The organism is Streptomyces sp. NPDC107522 (genome assembly GCF_055657525.1).
The window spans coordinates 55696-73685 of sequence record NZ_JBVKAU010000015.1 but is presented as its reverse complement, the minus strand read 5'-3'; the positions used below and the strand labels follow the sequence as shown (position 1 = coordinate 73685).

The 17990-nt window shown below is 69.9% G+C and carries 14 protein-coding genes and 1 pseudogene; 6 read left to right on the top strand and 9 right to left on the bottom strand.

Going from position 1 to position 17990, the window contains the following annotated elements:
* Positions 1–29 precede the first annotated feature (29 nt).
* A complete protein-coding gene (locus ACZ7L6_RS34015; protein ID WP_471930664.1) occupies positions 30–1067 on the top strand; it encodes a DUF3533 domain-containing protein in 1038 nt (345 codons plus the stop codon).
* Positions 1068–1372: 305 nt separating this feature from the next.
* On the opposite strand, the gene ACZ7L6_RS34010 is transcribed toward ACZ7L6_RS34015, so the two are convergent.
* Together ACZ7L6_RS34010 and ACZ7L6_RS34005 are read right to left on the bottom strand one after the other, a co-directional pair.
* Entirely contained in the window at positions 1373–2455 is a 1083-nt protein-coding gene (locus ACZ7L6_RS34010; protein ID WP_471930662.1) for a S1 family peptidase, read from the bottom strand.
* Between the two features lie 277 nt (positions 2456–2732).
* Positions 2733–3578 carry a slipin family protein gene (locus ACZ7L6_RS34005; protein ID WP_471930660.1) on the bottom strand — a complete coding sequence of 282 codons (846 nt, stop codon included), beginning with the start codon at positions 3576–3578 and terminating at the stop codon, positions 2733–2735.
* A gap of 90 nt (positions 3579–3668) precedes the next feature.
* Between ACZ7L6_RS34005 and ACZ7L6_RS34000 the strand changes: the two genes are divergently transcribed.
* Complete coding sequence (locus ACZ7L6_RS34000) at positions 3669–4553, top strand: alpha/beta fold hydrolase (RefSeq protein WP_471930658.1); 885 nt, start codon at positions 3669–3671, stop codon at positions 4551–4553.
* 36 nt (positions 4554–4589) lie between these two features.
* Here the strand turns inward: ACZ7L6_RS34000 and ACZ7L6_RS33995 are convergent, their stop codons facing one another.
* The 3 genes from ACZ7L6_RS33995 to ACZ7L6_RS33985 all read right to left on the bottom strand — a co-directional run bounded on the left by ACZ7L6_RS33995 (position 4590) and on the right by ACZ7L6_RS33985 (position 7816).
* Positions 4590–5315: a hypothetical protein gene (locus ACZ7L6_RS33995; RefSeq protein WP_471930656.1), complete on the bottom strand. Its 726-nt coding sequence runs from the start codon at positions 5313–5315 to the stop codon at positions 4590–4592.
* A 74-nt stretch (positions 5316–5389) separates the two neighbouring features.
* Positions 5390–6295: a S1 family peptidase gene (locus ACZ7L6_RS33990; RefSeq protein WP_471930654.1), complete on the bottom strand. Its 906-nt coding sequence runs from the start codon at positions 6293–6295 to the stop codon at positions 5390–5392.
* 267 nt (positions 6296–6562) lie between these two features.
* Positions 6563–7816: a DUF5685 family protein gene (locus ACZ7L6_RS33985; RefSeq protein ID WP_471930652.1), complete on the bottom strand. Its 1254-nt coding sequence runs from the start codon at positions 7814–7816 to the stop codon at positions 6563–6565.
* 334 nt (positions 7817–8150) lie between these two features.
* Between ACZ7L6_RS33985 and ACZ7L6_RS33980 the strand changes: the two genes are divergently transcribed.
* A complete protein-coding gene (locus tag ACZ7L6_RS33980; protein ID WP_031486205.1) occupies positions 8151–8588 on the top strand; it encodes a cell division protein SepF in 438 nt (145 codons plus the stop codon).
* Between the two features lie 38 nt (positions 8589–8626).
* Here the strand turns inward: ACZ7L6_RS33980 and ACZ7L6_RS33975 are convergent, their stop codons facing one another.
* Positions 8627–9817, bottom strand: coding sequence for an acyl-CoA dehydrogenase family protein (locus ACZ7L6_RS33975; protein WP_471930650.1), 1191 nt, complete (start codon positions 9815–9817; stop codon positions 8627–8629).
* A 469-nt stretch (positions 9818–10286) separates the two neighbouring features.
* Entirely contained in the window at positions 10287–11894 is a 1608-nt protein-coding gene (locus ACZ7L6_RS33970) for an MFS transporter (RefSeq protein ID WP_471930648.1), read from the bottom strand.
* A 261-nt stretch (positions 11895–12155) separates the two neighbouring features.
* Between ACZ7L6_RS33970 and ACZ7L6_RS33965 the strand changes: the two genes are divergently transcribed.
* Positions 12156–13325: a hypothetical protein gene (locus ACZ7L6_RS33965; RefSeq protein ID WP_471930646.1), complete on the top strand. Its 1170-nt coding sequence runs from the start codon at positions 12156–12158 to the stop codon at positions 13323–13325.
* Between the two features lie 238 nt (positions 13326–13563).
* Positions 13564–14592, top strand: coding sequence for a phosphatase PAP2 family protein (locus ACZ7L6_RS33960; protein ID WP_471930644.1), 1029 nt, complete (start codon positions 13564–13566; stop codon positions 14590–14592).
* Positions 14593–14683: 91 nt separating this feature from the next.
* On the opposite strand, the gene ACZ7L6_RS33955 is transcribed toward ACZ7L6_RS33960, so the two are convergent.
* Positions 14684–14899, bottom strand: a complete 216-nt coding sequence (locus ACZ7L6_RS33955; protein ID WP_471930642.1) for an I78 family peptidase inhibitor — start codon at positions 14897–14899, stop codon at positions 14684–14686.
* Positions 14900–15230: 331 nt separating this feature from the next.
* Between ACZ7L6_RS33955 and ctaD the strand changes: the two are divergent.
* Positions 15231–16943 (top strand): annotated as a pseudogene (ctaD, locus tag ACZ7L6_RS33950) (aa3-type cytochrome oxidase subunit I); the annotation flags it as partial.
* On the opposite strand, the gene ACZ7L6_RS33945 reads toward ctaD, so the two are convergent.
* Complete coding sequence (locus tag ACZ7L6_RS33945; RefSeq protein ID WP_471930640.1) at positions 16942–17982, bottom strand: helix-turn-helix transcriptional regulator; 1041 nt, start codon at positions 17980–17982, stop codon at positions 16942–16944. The pseudogene ctaD and the gene ACZ7L6_RS33945 sit on opposite strands and share 2 nt — an antisense overlap.
* Between the last annotated feature and the right edge of the window lie 8 nt (positions 17983–17990).

Genomic DNA, 17990 nt, shown 5'->3' with positions numbered 1-17990 from the left:
AAACACCTCGCACCCCGGACCGTGGGGGCATGACGCAGACCACCGGCGCCGACACTCCCCGCAGCCCCTTCCTGGCCGAAGTGAAGGACGCGGTCACTCCACGAGCCACGCTGCTCGTGATCGGCACGGTGGCGCTGGCCCTGCTCTTCATCGCCTCCTACGTAGGCGCACTGCACGACCCGAAACCCAAGGACGTCCCCTTCGGCGTCGTAGCCCCCCAAGCAGCCGCCCAGCAAGCAGTGACCAAACTGCAGAACCTGCCCGGCGACCCCCTCGACGCCCGCGCCGTGACCGACGAGGCGACGGCCCGCAAGCAGATCCTGAACCGCGACATCGACGGCGCCCTGCTGATCAACCCGACAGCCACCACCGACACCCTCCTGGTCGCCACCGGAGGCGGCAGAGTACTGGCCACCACCCTGGAGACCCTCGTCACCACCCTCGAAAAATCCGAGGCCCGCACACTCCGCACCCTCGACGTGGCCCCGGCCGACCGCCAGGACGCCAACGGACTCACGTCCTTCTACCTGACCGTCGGCTGGTGCGTGGGTGGCTACCTCTGCGCCTCGATCATGACGATCAGCGCGGGCGCCGGCCGCCCCACCCCCAGACGCTCGGCGATCCGCCTCATCGCCATGGCCTTGGTGGCCATCGCCGGCGGCCTCGGCGGCGCCCTGATCGTCGGCCCCATCCTCGACGCCCTGCCCGGCAGCATCGCCGCCCTCTGGGGCCTCGGCGCCCTGATCGTCTTCGCGGTGGGCGCGGCCACCCTGGCCTTCCAGGCCACCTTCGGCCTGGCCGGCATCGGCCTGGTCATCCTGATCATCGTCATCCTGGGCAACCCCAGCGCAGGCGGCGCCCTCCCACCCCCACTGCTCCCCCCGTTCTGGAGAGACCTCGGCCCAGCACTGCCACCGGGTGCCGGCACCTGGGCAACCCGCTCGATCGCCTACTTCAAGGGCAACGACATGACCGCCGCGCTCCTGGTCCTCTCGGCCTGGGCGGCAGCGGGCATCGCGATCACATTCCTGGCGGCGAGCCTGCGAACGGCCACGAAGGCGCGGTAGCACGCGCGCGACCCCCACCGGCTCGCAGTCGCGTACGGCGGGAAGGGGACGTGCCGGGGGGTGTCCGCCCGCAGCGGCGGGCGTCAAGAAACAGCACCTCTTGAGACTCAGCAACCGCCCGACCGAGGACGGACACCCCCCGGCGCGGCCCCGACCCACCCACCGACCGCAGGCGCTACGCGAACCCCCACAGGGCAGCACAGGCCGCCGCAGGCATACGCGCCACAACCCGCACCAAACACGCAAAGCCCCGCCCCCACACAGGGGCGGGACTTCACGAGCGAACCAAGCGACGCGACGAACCGTCAGCCGATCTCGGTCCCCGTCGCCGACAGCGCCTCGGTCACCGGCTGGAAGAACGTCTCCCCGCCGGAGGTGCAGTCACCGCTGCCCCCGGAGGTCAGCCCGATCGCCTTGTCCCCGGAGAACAGCGACCCACCACTGTCCCCCGGCTCGGCGCAGACGTCGGTCTGGATCAGCCCGTTGACGATGTCACCGTTGCCGTAGTTCACGGTGGCGTCGAGCCCGGTCACCTTGCCGTCGTGCACCTTCGTGGTGGAACCGCTGCGGGTGACCGCCATGCCGACGGTGGCCTCGGCCGCCCCCGTGATCTTCTGCGTGGAGCCGTTGTAGAGGTTGACCTCGCTCGGGTGGTCGACCTCCGAGGTGTACTTGACCAGCCCGTAGTCGTTGTCCGGGAAGCTGGACGTCTCGTTGGCGCCGATCTCCTTGCCGCTGGAGTCCGACCAGGTGGAGATGGACTCGGTGCAGTGCCCGGCGGTCAGGAAGAAGGGCTCACCGCCCTTGACCACGTTGAAGCCGAGCGAGCAGCGCCCGCTGCCACCGGTGATCGCGTCACCACCCGCGATGAAGGGCTTGAACTCCCCCTTGGTCCGCTGGAGTTCGGCCGTGGCACCCAGCCCGTCGACCACCTTGCCGAGCTTGGCCCACTCGGCGTCGGACACCGTACGGTCGGCGGTCACGACGATCTTGTTGGTCGTGGGGTCCGTCACCCAGGACGTGCCCGGAATGGTCGCGTCCTGCTTGAGCGCCGTACGCGCGCTCTTCAGCTCGGCGAGCGAGTTCTCGACGACCCGCGCCTTGGCCCCGGCCGCCTCGACGGCGTCGGCGGCGGCCTCGTCGAGGACGTTCACCACAAGGTTCTTGGTCTGCGCGTCGTAGTAGGTACCCGCGGCATCGGCGCCGAGGTCCTTGGCGAGCGTCGAGGCGAGCTTTCCGGCCGCGCCGAGCGACAGGGTCTTCGGCGCGGACGCCTCAGGCGTCTCACTCGCGTTCGCAGTCTGGAAGGTCACTCCCGCGGCCACCAGTGCGGCGATACCCGCACCTGCCACGGCTGCACGCCGCTTGGGTATGCGTCGGTGCTTCAACTCACGTCCTCCTGTGGGGGGTCGGCCCGAGAGGTTGTGGGGACCTCACGAACCGGAAGGCGTACGGCAACGAAGGCGGCGCACAACAAAAGCCGCGCCCGGGCCGGTTGAACAACGTTCACTATTCCGGTGCCCACAGGGAGCGCACAAGGTCGACTTCAGGACGCGCGTAGAACACGGTTGCGCTCCCCCTACTGTCTTGACCGTGCACAGTCACGCCCGCTCCCTTCGCGCAGCAAACACCGCAAGCGAGCGAACCATAAGCAGCGTGTTAGGTCTACTCCTGTCTTGAATTCGACCCTTCGGGATCCGAATCCAAGCGGATTTCCAGGGGCGGGGTTTCGCCGCGCCCAGGGGCCGCGACCTGCGCACCCTTCTCCAGAAACCGCAACAATTCCACCGGAATCGGCAGCACCAACGTGGAGTTCTTCTCAGCCGCCACCGCCATCACCGTCTGCAGCAGCCGCAGCTGCAGAGCCGCCGGCGCGTCGGCCATCTGATGAGCCGCTTCCGCCAGCTTCTTCGAGGCCTGATACTCCGCGTCGGCGTTGATCAGCCGCGCCCGCCGCTCCCGATCGGCCTCCGCCTGCCGCGCCATCGACCGCTTCATGGTCTCGGGCAGCGACACATCCTTGATCTCCACCCGGTCGATCGTCACGCCCCACTCGACAGCCGGGCTGTCGATCATCAACTCCAGCCCTTGGTTGAGCTTTTCGCGATTGGACAACAAATCATCGAGCTCGCTCTTGCCGATGATGGACCGCAGCGACGTCTGCGCCATCTGCGAGACCGCGAACCGGTAGTCCTCCACCCGTACGACCGCCTCGGCCGGCGAGGTCACCTTGAAGTAGACGACGGCGTCGACCCGCACGGTGACGTTGTCCCGGGTGATGCCCTCCTGCGCGGGCACGGGCATCGTCACGATCTGCATGTTCACCTTGCGCATCTTGTCGACGCCCGGAACGATCATGGTGAACCCGGGCCCGCGCACCTGGGAGCGCAGCTTCCCGAGCCGGAAGACCACCCCCCGCTCGTACTGCTTGACGACCCGCGCTGCCGCCGCCACGTACACCGCTCCGGCGGACGCGAGTGTCACTCCCGCCGCGACCAGCTCCTCGACCATGACGACCCCCCGGGGTCCGAATGAGGCGCACGAGGTGTGTACTTCGACGGTAACTCCGGGATGTACGCGAAGGGGAGACGGAGGACACAGGTGGTCGACGGCGTACGGATGCACGACGGGCGGTGGCTGACGGTCGAGGAGCGCGGCGACCCGGACGGCACGCCGGTGGTGCTGCTGCACGGCACCCCCGGCTGCCGCCTCGGAGTGGTGCCCGAGGACGTCATGGCAGCGCACCCAGGGGCACGGTTCATCGCCTACGACCGCCCCGGATACGGAGGTTCGGACCGCCTGCCGGGCCGCAGGGTGGCCGACGCCGCCCGCGACGTGGCGGAACTGGCGGACGCCCTGGGGCTCGACCGGTTCGCCGTCCTCGGCCGCTCGGGCGGCGCCCCGCACGCGCTGGCCTGCGCCGCGCTGCTGCCGGCGCGGGTACGGCGGGCGGCGGCGCTGGTGTCCCCCGCGCCGCCGGACGCGGAGGGGCTGAGCTGGTTCGACGGGATGGCCGAGTCCAACGTCGAGGAGTACACCCGGGCGCTCACCGACCCGCTCGGCCACGCCGAGCGGCTCGCCGCCCGCGCCGCCGCCATCCGCAGGGATCCCGCACAGCTGCTGGTGTCCATCCGTGACGGGCTCACCGACGCCGACCGGCGGATCGTCTCGCGGCCGGCCGTCGGCGAGATGCTGCTGCGCAACTACCGTGAGGCGCTGCGCACTTCGGCGTACGGCTGGCTCGACGACAACCTCGCCCTGCTCAGCGACTGGGGCTTCGAACCGGCCGCCGTCACCCGGCCGGTCCTGCTGTGGCACGGCGCTCTGGACACGTTCTCGCCGGTGGGCCACTTCAAGTGGCTCGCGGCCCGCATCCCCCGCGCCCGTCCCGTCCTGGAGCCGGACGCGGGCCACTTCGGGGCGCTGGAGGCCGTGCCCGCCGTACTGGACTGGCTCTGCGCCACACCGCCGCAGCCCGTGCGATGACGGCGGGACCGCCCTCGGTGCCGACGCGCGGCCGCCTCACCCGGAGGAGCGCCGCGGACGGCTGCCCGGCCAGTCCAGCCGGGCGCCTCGCATCAGGTCCATGGTCCGCTCATGGCTGTCGCCCACGGCGTCGGTGACCCGCAGCCGCATGCGCAGCTGATCGATCTCGTCCACGAACCGCCGGCCGTAGGCCCCCGCCCGCATCCCCCCGCTGCCCAGGGGGAACCCCGCACCGGTCAGCCGGAGGTAGTAGTTCTTGCCCTGGAGGAGCCCTCGCTCGGCGAGCGCCTCCCGCAGCCCGGCGTGGTCGGTCCACTCGGTGGGCTCCCCGCCATGCGGGACGAAGCAGTAGTCCACGCGTTCCACAACGGCGTGCTGCGAGCCGCCGTTCACTATCTCCACGCTCCAGGCCGGCTCGTCCGGACCGAGGTCGCCGACCGTCCAACTGGAGCTCCAGCCCAGTGCGGGCCGCACCGTCCGCCCGTACTGGGCCCGGCCGAACACGGCGGCGAGCGCGACGGCCAGCAGGCTGCCCAGGGGGTTCATGTCCATCAGGCGCAGCCGCCAGGGCCACTCCTGGCTCGCCGGGCCGGTCACGTTCGACCGCACGATCTCCCACAGCAGCACCACTGTCAGCAGGATGAGCAGTACGAGCGGCGCCACGAACAGCAACGGGCTGCGCCGGACCCGCCGTTGCCGGTCGTCGAACTCCAACTCCGCTCCCTCCCCCGTGACGGCGTCGACAATAACGAGCCCCCGCACGGCGGTTGCGTGCGGGGGCTCGCGTGCTGCTGGCTGCAGGTCAGGCCATCAGGTGACGATGTCCGGCGCGAACGTCAGTAGACGCTGACACCGTAGGCGCTGAGGGCCTCCGTGACCGGCTGGAAGAAGGTCGTGCCACCGGAGGTGCAGTTGCCGCTGCCGCCGGAGGTGAGACCGTACGCGGTGCCGTTGCTGCCGTACAGCGAACCGCCGGAGTCACCGGGCTCGGCGCAGACGTTGGTCTGGATCAGACCGGAGACGATGTCGCCGCCGCCGTAGTTGACGGTCGCGTTCAGGGCGGTGACACGGCCGCTGTGCGTGCCGGTCGTGGAGCCGTCGCGGATGACGGTGGTGCCCACGCTCGGCGTGGCCGCGCGGGTGATGTCCACGCCGTTCGCGGTGCCGGGGCGGCTGACGGACCCGGAGTAGCGCACGATGCCGTAGTCGTTGCCCGGGAAGCTGGAGCCGGCGGTCGAGCCGATGACCTGGGTGCGGCCGGAGTTGGAGTACCAGGTGCCCGCGCCGTCGGTGCAGTGGCCGGCGGTCAGGAAGTACTGGGTGCCGTTGCTGCTCTGGACGTTGAAGCCGAGGGAGCAGCGCCAGCTACTCGCATAGATGGCGTCGCCGCCCTGGATCAGCTTGTTGAACTTGCCGGGGGTGCGCTTGATCGTGAGCGCGTCGGCATTGCTGCCCGCCTGCTCCTTGATCTTCGCTATCTCCGCCTGGGAGACCGTGCTGTCGACGGTCACCATCACGCGGTTGGTCTTGCTGTCGACCGCCCAGGCGGTGCCCGGGATGTCGGCCTTCAGCACCGAACCGCTGGCGCTCTTGAGCTGGGCGGCGCTGAAGGTGGTGGGCGTGTCCACGGCGTTCGCGTTGGGGATCGCGATCGCGGCTGCGGCCACGAGTCCGGAGGAAACGGCGATCAGCCGGGTCCGTCTCGTAATGCCGCTGCGGGGGGTGGTGCGCTTGATCCTCACTTTTTCGTTCCCTCCAAGGGAAGTCGGGGGCCCGCGTGGGGTCGGGGCCCGTGAGGCGCAGTCAGCGGGCCGTGTGCCCGGATTCCGAACACGCCGTGCCCCTGACAAGCGCTGAGGGGGAGTATTCGGCCGAACGTCGGGTAGCCGCAAGGGCGCCTTTCGGCCGTCAACCTTTGAACGATCTATGAAAGTTGGACGCCTTTGCCCACCGTCAGCCCTCGCCACCCCCGTACCGGGGATGTCCGGAAGTCGCCGCTCCGGACAGTCCTAGCAGCCGTCGCAGGGGCAGCAGCAGTCGCAGCCGTCGCAGTCGCAGTCCCGGCAGCAGCCCTCGCGCTTCTTGCGGGACCACGGGCCCTCGTACTCCTTCGCACAGCACAGCTTGCAGGTGCAGCACAGCAGCCAGAACATTCCGCAGCCGGCCCAGAACCCACGCCGCCCCTTCGGCGGCTGCGGGGCCGGTCCACCGCCGAACCCGCCGAAGTCACCACCGCCGCCTCCGCCGAAGCCACCGGCACCACCACCGGGCGCGCCCCCGCCACCCGCGTACGGATTCCCGCCGGCGTACGGATTCCCGCCACCGGCATACGGATTCTGCGGCGCCCCGTACGGCCCCTGCTGCGGCTGCTGTCCATAGGGGCCGGGCTGATGCGACGCACACGTCGGCACCGTGCCGAACGCCCGGTCCACCGAGCGCCGCAGCTCGTGCACCAGCAAGAGATGGGCGAGTCCGGCATCGGTGAACTCGACTTCACGCAGCGCCAACCGCACCCCCTGCACCGCGTCGTCGGCGAGCCGCCGCGCCTCGGCGAGCGAGGTCCCAGTGGCCGTCAGCGGGTTCCACGCACCCGACGCGGCGTCAGCGGCCTGATCCTCCACCGCGTCCAGGAGATGCGCCAGCCGTCCGAAGAGGCGCCCGGCCTCGGCGAGCGGCTCGGCGTTGTGCGGCCGTCCGGCCAGGATCGCGGTGTGCGCGAAGGCGGCGGCGGTCGCCGTCTCGGTCGGTTCGGTGACGGCGAGGATCGGCGTCCCGGGCCCGGCCAGCGCCTCGATGCCGAGCTGCCGGTCCACCGCGTCGACGAGTACGGCGGTGTCGAACCCGACGGCCGAGCCGGTACGGGCACCCGCCGCACCCCAGCCCGCGGCCACCCGGCGCGCGGCGAGGGCCACCGGCTTACGGGCCAGCAGCCCGTCCCCGTCGGCCACATGGTCGCGCACCTTGGCCGAGGCGAGCACCAGCGAGACGGCGGCGGCGAGCCGCGCACCCTCACCCTGCGCGACGGACGCGGTGCGCATCCCGCGCAACGGGCACGGTCCCGCCGTACGCCGCAGTCCACTGTCCCGCTCGGCCTGAGCCTCCGTCAGAACGGAGATGAGGAGCCCGTCGTAGTTCGTCACGATCCGCGCGAGCTGACCGTGGTCTCCGCGCAACGAGAGGCACAACCCGCACAAATGCGCCATCCATTGGCCGGCGAGCTGTTCTCCGAGCCGATGACGACATGGCCTGACGATTCCGAACACGACGTCCCCCCGAGGTTCTTACGACGTTGCTGTGACGTTTCCTGTGACGCTGAGCTGCCGCATCGTACCGACCGGAGTACCGGTCGCGACGGCGGCCTCGTTCACCCGTACGCACCCCGTCTCACCCATACGCCGCGAAGAATCATATTTCACTCACAGTCAGCAGCCGTACGTGGCATGCCCCTTGGGGGACACGGGCTCTCGACGGATCCGCTGTGCACCAGTACCGTCACAAACCCCCCGCGCGGCGTCTATCCACTTGGCACGACGTCCGCATCATGGATGACCATAGGGATGCGGAATGGAAGAAAGACCGCTGTGAGAGGAGGCGTCCATGGGATCGGTGCGCAAGGCGAGTGCCTGGCTGGGCCTCGTTGACGACAACGATGACGAGCGTTACTACGACGACGACTACTCCGAAGGGACCGAGCCCGGGGATGCCTGGGTCACCGACCCGCGGGTCAAGGTGGCGTCGGATGTCGCCGAGGAGAAGGGCCGCCGTATCGGCACGGTCACCCCGGACAGCTTCCGGGACGCCCGCGCCATCGGCGAGCTGTTCCGGGACGGGGTCCCGGTCATCATGAACCTCACGGCCATGGAGCCCGCCGACGCCAAGCGCGTCGTCGACTTCGCGGCGGGGCTCATCTTCGGTCTGCGCGGCTCGATCGACCGCGTGTCCAACCGGGTGTTCCTGCTGACCCCGGCCGACACGGAGATCATCAGCGGCGAGCGGGCACCGCACCGCGAGGACGGCTTCTACAACCAGAGCTGAGGCAGGGCCGCTCACCGGCCCTGCCTCCCGCGCGGGGTCTACCGGAACGCGTCGAGTCCGGTGAGCGCCTTGCCCAGCACGAGCTGGTGCATCTCGACGGTGCCCTCATAGGTGAGCACCGATTCGAGGTTGGTGGCGTGCCGCATCACGGGATATTCGAGCGAGATCCCGTTGGCACCCAGAATCGTCCGGGCCGTACGGCAGATGTCGATGGCCTCGCGGACGTTGTTGAGCTTGCCGAAGCTGACCTGCTCGGGACGCAGGCGGCCGGCGTCCATGCGCCGCCCCAGGTGGTGGGCGAGCAGAATCCCCTTGTGCAGTTCCAGCGCCATGTCGGCGAGTTTGGCCTGGGTGAGCTGGAAGCCCCCGATCGGCCGGCCGAACTGCTCCCGTGACTTCGCGTAGTCGACGGCGGCCTCGAAGCACGACCGCGCCGCACCCATGGCACCCCACACGATCCCGTACCGGGCGTGCGACAGACAGCTGAGCGGCCCCTTGAGCCCGACGACCTCCGGCAGCACGGCATCGGCGGGCAGCCGTACGTCGTCGAGGACGAGCTCACTGGTGACGGAGGCGCGCAGCGACAGCTTGTGCTTGATCTCGGGCGCGGAGAACCCACCGCTGTCGGTCGGCACGACGAACCCGCGAATCCCCTCCTCCGTCTGCGCCCACACCACGGCGACCCCGGCGACGGACCCGTTGGTGATCCACATCTTCCGCCCGTTCAGCACCCAGTCGGAGCCGTCGCGCTTGGCGTACGTCCGCATGGAGGCCGGGTCGGAGCCGTGATCGGGCTCGGTCAGCCCGAAGCACCCGATGACCTCGCCGGAAGCCATACGGGGCAGCCACTGCTGCTTCTGCTCCTCGCTGCCGAACCGGTGAATGGCGTACATGGCGAGAGAGCCCTGCACAGAGACCAGGGACCGAATTCCGGAGTCGGCGGCCTCGAGCTCCAGACAGGCGAGCCCGTACTGCACGGCGGAGGCACCGGCACACCCGTACCCGTCGAGGGACATCCCGAGAGCGCCGATCCCCCCCAGCTCACGGGCGAGCTCACGGATCTCCGGCAGCTCGCCCTTCTCGTACCACTCGGCGACATACGGCACGACCCGATCCGCCGCCCAAGCCCGTACGGTGCCCCGGATCGCCAGGTCCTCGGGCTCCAGGAGGTCATCGATGCCGAGGGGATCAGCGGGATCGAACGGGGGCAACTTCGAGGACGCGGACATGGACCACCCTCCGGCGACGACTAAAACTAGCACTGCTAGTTACGACTCTGGGGCAGACGCTACGACGGAGTGTCCCGCACGTCCAGTGCAGGGCCCACACACGGCGACCGTTTCCACCCGCACCGACCGTTTCCATACACGGCGGCCGCTTCGACGCATGGCGGATTCGACGCAGGGAGGCCGTTTCGACGCATGGAGGATTTTTCGGCGCACAGAGGCCGCTTCGACGCATGGCGGCCGTTTCCCGCGCTGGCAGTTACGACTCACGGCGACCTTTCGGCGCATGACGGCCGTTTCCACCGCACTGACCTTCGACTGGCGGCGACCACTTCCACGCACTGCGACCAGGTCCACGCATCGCGACCCGCGGCCCACACACCGCAAGCCGCCGACGGCGAGGAGCCCCCACAGGAGACGTCCACCCATCAACGAACTGGAAACGGGTGGTGCGTGGGTGGGAGAAGGCCGGTCAAGCGGAGACGCGGGACTCCACGACTTCCCGAGGCGCAGGAATCTCTGCCTCCACGGCAGCGGGCTCACACTGCATCACGCGCGGCAACCGCAACGCCATCACCGCCCCCAGCAGCAACAACCCCGCGCTCACCAGCAACGTCACATGCAGCCCGTGCACAAAACAGTCCCGGGCCGCCCGCTGCAGGGCCACCCCCGCAGACCCGCCCAGCTGCGCAGCAACCTCGTAGGCCTCCCCCAGCGAGTGCGAGGCAGCCGCGGAGGCCGATGCCGGCACACCCGACACGCTCGACAGCCCGGGGGCATACGCCGCGTTCATCACGCTGCCCAGCAACGCGATCCCGATCCCGGCGCCGAGCTGGTACGACGTCTCCCCGATCGCCGCCGCCCCGCCGGCCTGCTCCTGCGGAGCCTCGCTCAGCATCGACTCGTACGCCCCGAACAGCGTCGTCTCCAGCCCGAAGCCCAGCAGCAGGAACCCGAACAGCAGCAGCCCGGGATTGTCCTCGCCGCCCATCGCCGTCAGCAGCAGCACCGCGACGGCCGTCAGAACGAACCCGGCGCACACCATCCGCCGCGGCCCGAAACGCCGCAGCATCCGCGCGCCCGCCAGCCCCGCCGCCATCGCGGCGAAGGTCAGCGGCAGCAGCCGCAGCCCTGTCTCCAGCGGCGACAGCCCCAGCACCAGCTGCAGATACTGCGCCGCGATCAGTTCGAGCCCGACCAGCGCGAGCATGGCCAGGACGATGCACCCGACGGACGTACTGAACGCCGGTCGCGCGAACATCCTGAGGTCGACCAGCGGATGCGCCCGGCGCTTCTGCCGTCGTACGAAGAGGACCAGCAGTGCCGCGCCGACCACCAGCGGCACCAGGGTGAACAGGCTGGCCGGCGGCTCCCCGCCGCCGAGCCGCTTCACGCCCAGCACCACGCCGAACAGGCCACCCGCCGCGAGCAGCGCGCCGACCACGTCCCAGGGACCACGGCCGTCACCCTTGGACTCGGGCAGCAGCAGGCGTCCCACCGGGAGGCTGACCAGCATCAGCGGGATGTTGACGAGGAAGACCGAGCCCCACCAGAAGTGCTCGAGGAGGAAGCCGCCGAGCAGCGGCCCGACCGCCGCGCCCACCGCGGCCACGGCGCTCCAGATACCGATCGCGAGGGCACGCTCGCGTCGGTCCGGGAAGACCTGGCGCAGGATCGACAGCGTCGCGGGCATGATCATCGCGCCGCCGACGCCGAGCAGGGCGCGGGCCAGGATCAGCACCTGCGGGTCGTGCGCGAGGGCGGCGAGGCCGGAGGCGAGGCCGAAGAGGCCGTATCCGAGCAGCAGGACCCGTCTGCGGCCCACGCGGTCGCCGAGCGTGCCGAAGAGGATCAGCAGCGAGGCGCAGACCAGCGGGTAGATGTCGACGATCCAGAGCAGTTCTATCGCGCCGGGCCTGAGGTCCTCGGTGACGGCGGGCACCGCCACGTGCAGCACGGTCGCGTCGACGGCGACGAGGAGCAGGCTGACGCACAGGACGACCAGGACGACCCAGCGGTTGGCACCGGCCCCGGCCGCCCGACGGCGCAGCGCAGCGGCAGCCGTGGTCGGACCGGTCATGTACGTACCTCCCAGATGTTCCCTCGCCCCGGCGGGCTCACGGGGTGGGGACTCCCCGTGACTCGGCCGGAGAGGAGCGGTGGTCTCCGGCCCGCGCAACGAAGCGAGTGAATCGTCAGGGTACGCGAGTCCGCGTCGGTGCCGAGTGGCGGACCTCTCACACTCCCAGCGGAACAGGTGTGGCGTACGCCACTCCTCTCCCCGTCTGCAGCACACCCGAGCTTGCCCGCCCGGTTCCCCGCCAGGTCGATAATCGGGCCCGTGACCGACCTCTCTACGCGCGTGGCCGCCCCTCCCGCCCCTTCGGCCCTGAAGCGCGCGGCCCCGGCCCTCCTCGGGTACGCGGCCGTACGTGCCCTGGGGCTGCTCGCGCTGACCCTGTGGAGCGCGCCGTCCGGCAAAAGCGCGTACACGCTGCTGACCGCCCGCTGGGACGCGCTGTGGTACACGAGGGTCGCCGAGCTGGGATACGGCTACGAGGTGCGGCTGCCGAACGGCGACGTCCACTCCAACCTCGCCTTCTTCCCGCTGCTGCCCTGGCTGGAGCGGGCGGTCGCGGCGGTGACCCCGCTGTCGTACGCCGACGCCGGTTTCCTGGTCTCGTTGCTCGCCTCGCTAGCCGCGGCCTGGGGGATCTTCGCGGTCGCCGACCATGTGTACGGCCGCCGGGCCGGGGTCTGTGCGGTGCTGCTGTGGGCGGTGCTGCCGGTCGGGATCGTGCAGTCGATGGCGTACAGCGAGTCGCTGTTCACGGCGCTGGCGGCCTGGTCGCTGTACGCGGTGCTGACCGGACGCTGGCTGACGGCGGGCTCCCTGGCCCTGCTGGCCGGTCTGACCCGTCCGGTCGGTCTCGCCGTCGTGGCGGCGGTGTGGGCGGCCGGGATCACCTCGTTCGTGCGGGATCGAAGGGTGGCGCCCGCCGACCGCGCACAGGACTCCCGGCGCGCCCTCGGCATGCTGCTGGCGCCCCTGGGCGCCGCCGGCTATGTGCTGTGGGTCGGCCACCGCACCGGCAAGGGCCCGCTCGGTTATCTCGACGTCCAGGCCGGCTGGCGCAACGGCTTCGACGGGGGTTACGCCTTCGCGCGTTTCGTCGCCGACAAGTTCACGTCGATTCCGTCGGCACTCGCGGGCCTCGCACTGATCGCGGGGGTCGGTCTGGTGGTGTGGCTGTACGTGGTCTGCGTCCGGCAGCGCCAGCCGCTCGCGCTGCTGGTGTACGCGGGGGTCGTCACCGCGCTCGCCCTGTGCGCGTCGAGCTACTTCGGCTCGAAACCGCGCCTGCTGCTGCCCGCCTTCCCGCTGCTGTTCCCGCTCGCCCTTGCCCTGGCCCGGCTGCGAACGCGCAGGTCGGCCGCGGTGCTGGCGCTCATCGCGGGGGCGTCGGCGCTCTACGGGGCGTTCTGGCTGAACGGCTCCGGTCCCCCGTGACCGGGTGGCGTCCATCCGATGAGCGCCGGAAGAATTCAGAACCAGCTTTCGGTGAACTAATTCATAAACCGCATAAAACCATGCGCTGGAATGATCAAAGGAATTGAAGGGCGCGACCACCGTCGATTGTGAGTCGCAGGAAATAGCCCGGCCTTTGAGAGGAATCCCACATCACATCGTCATCACAAAGCGGTGGAATCGACCGGGATCTGAGCTCACTCGCTGTAACGTCGATTGGGTGCGTACCAAACCGAAGCTCACCCGTCTGGACCGGGTGTTCGCCAGGCTGGACCGTGAGCCGGAACGACCGGCCCACATCGATGTGCCGAAGATGAGCCGGCACAGGGTCGTGCTGCTCTCGGCGACCCTGGCCTTCTACGGGGCGATCGTGTGGGCCGTCGTCATCACCTCGTGGCTGGTCCGCCTGGACTGGCAGGTCATGTTCTTCCGGCCGTACCAGCAGTGGTCGGAGATCCACGCCTTCGTCGACTACTACGTGGTGCTCGGCCAGCGCGGCCCCACCGCCGTGATGGTCGCGGCCTGGCTGGGCTGGCGCTCCTGGCGGCAGCACACGCTGCGGCCGCTGCTCGCACTCGGTGTCTCGCTGCTCCTGCTGAACATCACCGTCGGCGCCGCCAAGATCGGCATGGGCCGCCTCGGACCGCACTACGCGACCAGCATCGGCTCGAACGAGATGTGGCTGGGCGGCGATATATTTCCCAGCGGCCACACCGCCAACGCCGTGGTGACCTGGGGAATCCTGGCCTATCTGGCCTCGACCCCGAGAGCGCGCCGCTGGCTGTCGGCCCTGTCGGCGGTGACCTCGCTGGGCGTGGGACTGTCCACCGTCTACCTCGGTACGCACTGGTTGAGCGACGTGCTGCTCGGCTGGGCCGCCGGCCTGCTGATCCTGCTCGCCCTGCCGTGGTTCGAGCCGCTGATCGCCCGCTCCGAGATCGCGATCTTCGACCTGCGCGACCGCTGGCGCGAGCGCCGGGCCGGCACCTTTGCCGCGCCGGCCGCCCCGGTCGAGGTCCCCGTGCGGCTCAAGCCGCGCCCCACGGCGGCCGACGAGGAGGTCGCCGCACGCGAGGCGGCCCCCGCGTCACGCTCGCCCCGGGCACCCGTCTATCACCTGGCGCCCAGCCCGCACACGGCCCGCGCGGAGCGCACGCCGGTCACCCCGGTCGGCAGCCGCCGCCCGCCGCACACGGACCGCATCACCCGCGGCACGGCCCCGGCAGCCCGCCCGCTCACAGGCGGCTGACCTGCCCTGACAGCGAGGTTCGGTACGCACCACCACCTCCGCACGGCGAAGGCCCCGGTTCCTCGGCGGGAACCGGGGCCTTCGCCCGTCGTCAGCCCTTCCAGGCCCGCTTCACCTGGCCGTCCTCGACCTCGAAGTTCAGGCGGCCGCTCCGGTATTCCATGGTGATGATTGTCCCCGGCGCCAGCGAACGCACCGTCGACCACCCCCGGTCGCGGGCGAGCTGCTCGGCCCGGTCGGCGGCGAGTCCGACATAGGTGTCCGGGCTGTCCTGGGGTTCGGCAGGGGGTTTCGGAATGGGTGCCATGTCGCCACGCTAGGCCCTGTGTGAAGCATCCGGCCAGGGCGGACCGGGAACCTTTGTAGCGGCCACCCAGGTCACAGATCCCTCTCACGTCACGCTTTTGTCACAGAATCACGACACGTGTTTCGGTCTCACTTCGTCACACGGACGAGCGGTTCCGTAGGCCTTCTGCAGGCATTCGATCGTAATTCCCGCGTGTCGCGACTACCCCGCCAATAGAGCGGCGGAAAAGTGCCCGGGGAACTGCCCCTGGACTCCTTTTCCCTCTGCGTGTCATTGGCTGCTGCCGCAGCGGGCGCACGGAACGCGGGAGCCGGTTCCGCACAGGAAATACATGGTCCCGACACAGAACCTCCGTACGCCCCCTGTCGGAGCGCTGCCGACGCGAGCATCATGGCGTGAGCTCGCGTCGGCGCGTGCGGCGCGGGCTTCAGCGGGCCCGGGGCGCGACGAGCGAAGGGGCGAGCGAGCGATGGGGACGCAGACCGTGGGGGCTACGGCACGGCCCATGGGGATGAGGGAGCCCGGCGGCCGTGTGGTCGTCGACTGGCTGACCACCACCGACCACAAGAAGATCGGGCATCTCTACCTGATCACGTCGTTCGTGTTCTTCCTGGCCGGCGGTGTCATGGCGCTGCTGATGCGGGCCGAGCTCGCCCGGCCGGGGCTGCAGCTGCTGACCAACGAGCAGTTCAACCAGATGTTCACCATGCACGGCACGATCATGCTGCTGCTCTTCGCGACCCCGACCTTCGCGGGCTTCGCCAACGAGCTCATGCCGCTGCAGATCGGCGCCCCGGACGTGGCCTTCCCCCGGCTCAACATGTTCTCGTACTGGCTGTTCCTCTTCGGCGGCCTGATCGTGATGGGCGGGCTGATCGTGCCGGACGGGCCGGCCTCCTTCGGCTGGTTCGCCTACGCGCCGCTCAACAGCATGGAGCGCTCCCCCGGCATCGGCCCCGACCTGTGGATCATGGGCCTGGCGCTGGCGGGCTTCGGCACGATCCTCGGCGCGGTCAACTTCATCACCACGATCATCGGGATGCGCGCCCCCGGCATGACGATGTTCCGGATGCCGATCTTCACCTGGAACACGCTGTTCACGTCGATCCTGATCCTGATGGCGTTCCCGGTGCTCGCGGCGGCGCTGCTGGTGCTGGAGGCGGACCGGCGGTTCGGCGCGCAGGTCTTCGACGCGGCCAACGGCGGGGCGATCCTGTGGCAGCACCTGTTCTGGTTCTTCGGCCACCCCGAGGTGTACATCATCGCGCTGCCGTTCTTCGGCATCATCACCGAGATCATCCCGGTCTTCTCGCGCAAGCCGATGTTCGGCTATCTGACGCTGGTCGCGGCCACGATGGCGATCACGGGGCTGTCGGTGGTGGTGTGGGCGCACCACATGTTCGCGACGGGCGCGGTGCTGCTGCCGTTCTTCTCGTTCATGAGCTTCCTGATCGCGGTGCCGACGGGCGTGAAGTTCTTCAACTGGACCGGCACCATGATCAAGGGCTCGCTGTCCTTCGAGACCCCGATGCTGTGGTCGGTGGGCTTCCTCGTGACGTTCCTCTTCGGCGGGCTGACCGGGGTGATCCTGGCGTCGCCGCCGATGGACTTCCACGTCACGGACACGTACTTCGTGGTCGCGCACTTCCACTACGTCGTCTTCGGCACGGTCGTCTTCGCGATCTTCGCCGGCTTCTACTTCTGGTGGCCGAAGTTCACCGGGAAGATGCTCGACGAACGGCTCGGCAAGATCCAGTTCTGGACGCTGTTCACCGGCTTCCACACCACGTTCCTGGTGCAGCACTGGCTGGGCGCGGAGGGCATGCCGCGCCGGTACGCCGACTATCTCGCCGCCGACGGCTTCACGGCGCTGAACACGGTCTCGACGATCGGCGCGTTCCTGCTGGGCCTGTCGACGCTGCCGTTCCTCTACAACGTCTGGAAGACCGCCAAGTACGGCGAGAAGGTCCAGGTCGACGACCCCTGGGGCTACGGCCGCTCCCTGGAGTGGGCGACCTCCTGCCCGCCCCCGCGGCACAACTTCATGACGCTGCCGCGGATCCGCTCGGAGTCCCCGGCGTTCGACCTGCACCACCCCGAGCACGCGCTGGAGGCTCCGCAGCCCGAGCCAAAGAGCGAGCAAGCCGGCCGTGAGCCGTCCTGATCGCCTCGACGAGCTCGTCCGGCTCCACGACCTCGAACTCGAAGCCCATCAGCATCACATGGATCACCATCACGTCGATGCTTCCGGCACCGGTGCGCAGGATGCAGCTGTCGGGCCCCTCGGCCTCCAGCTGCCCGGCAGAGGGCGAGATGCTCCCGGCCGCCTCCTCCAGGGGCACCAGCAGCCGGATGACGGCGTGCGAGGCGTACGCGCGCGTGGAGACGCCCCGGGAGACGTACGCGGCGAGGTCCTCGGCGGGCGGGGTGCGCGGGGTGAAGCGCGGGCCGTGCGGCGGCCTGGGTGTGATGCGGTCGGCGCGGAACGTACGCCAGTCCTCGCGGTCCAGGTCCCAGGCGACCAGGTACCAGCGGCGCTCGCTGCACACCAGGCGGTGCGGTTCGACGGTCCGGCGGGTGGGGGCGCCCTCGTGATCCCGGTACTCGAAGCGCAGGCGTTCGGCGTCCCGGCAGAGGTGGGCCAGCTCGGTCAGGACGGCAGGGTCGACGGCGGAGGGCTGGGGGCCGCGCAGCATCGGCACCGTGAAGGCGTTCAGGGCACCGACGCGGCGGCGCAGCCGGTTCGGCAGGACCTGCTCCAGCTTGGCCAGGGCCCGTACGGAGGTCTCACCGATGCCCTCGATGCCCTGGCCTGCGGCCGTGCGCAGGCCTATGGCGACTGCGACGGCCTCGTCGTCGTCCAGGAGCAGGGGTGGCAGCTCGGCTCCGGCGCCCAGTTGGTAGCCGCCGCCTGTGCCGGGGCTGGCGTTGACGGGGTAGCCGAGTTCGCGCAGGCGGTCGACGTCCCGGCGGACCGTGCGGGGCGTTACTCCGAGACGTTCGGCGAGTGCGGCGCCGGACCATTCTCGGTGGGCCTGGAGGAGGGAGAGCAGCCGCAGGAGTCTTGCGGAGGTGTCCAGCATGATGCGAG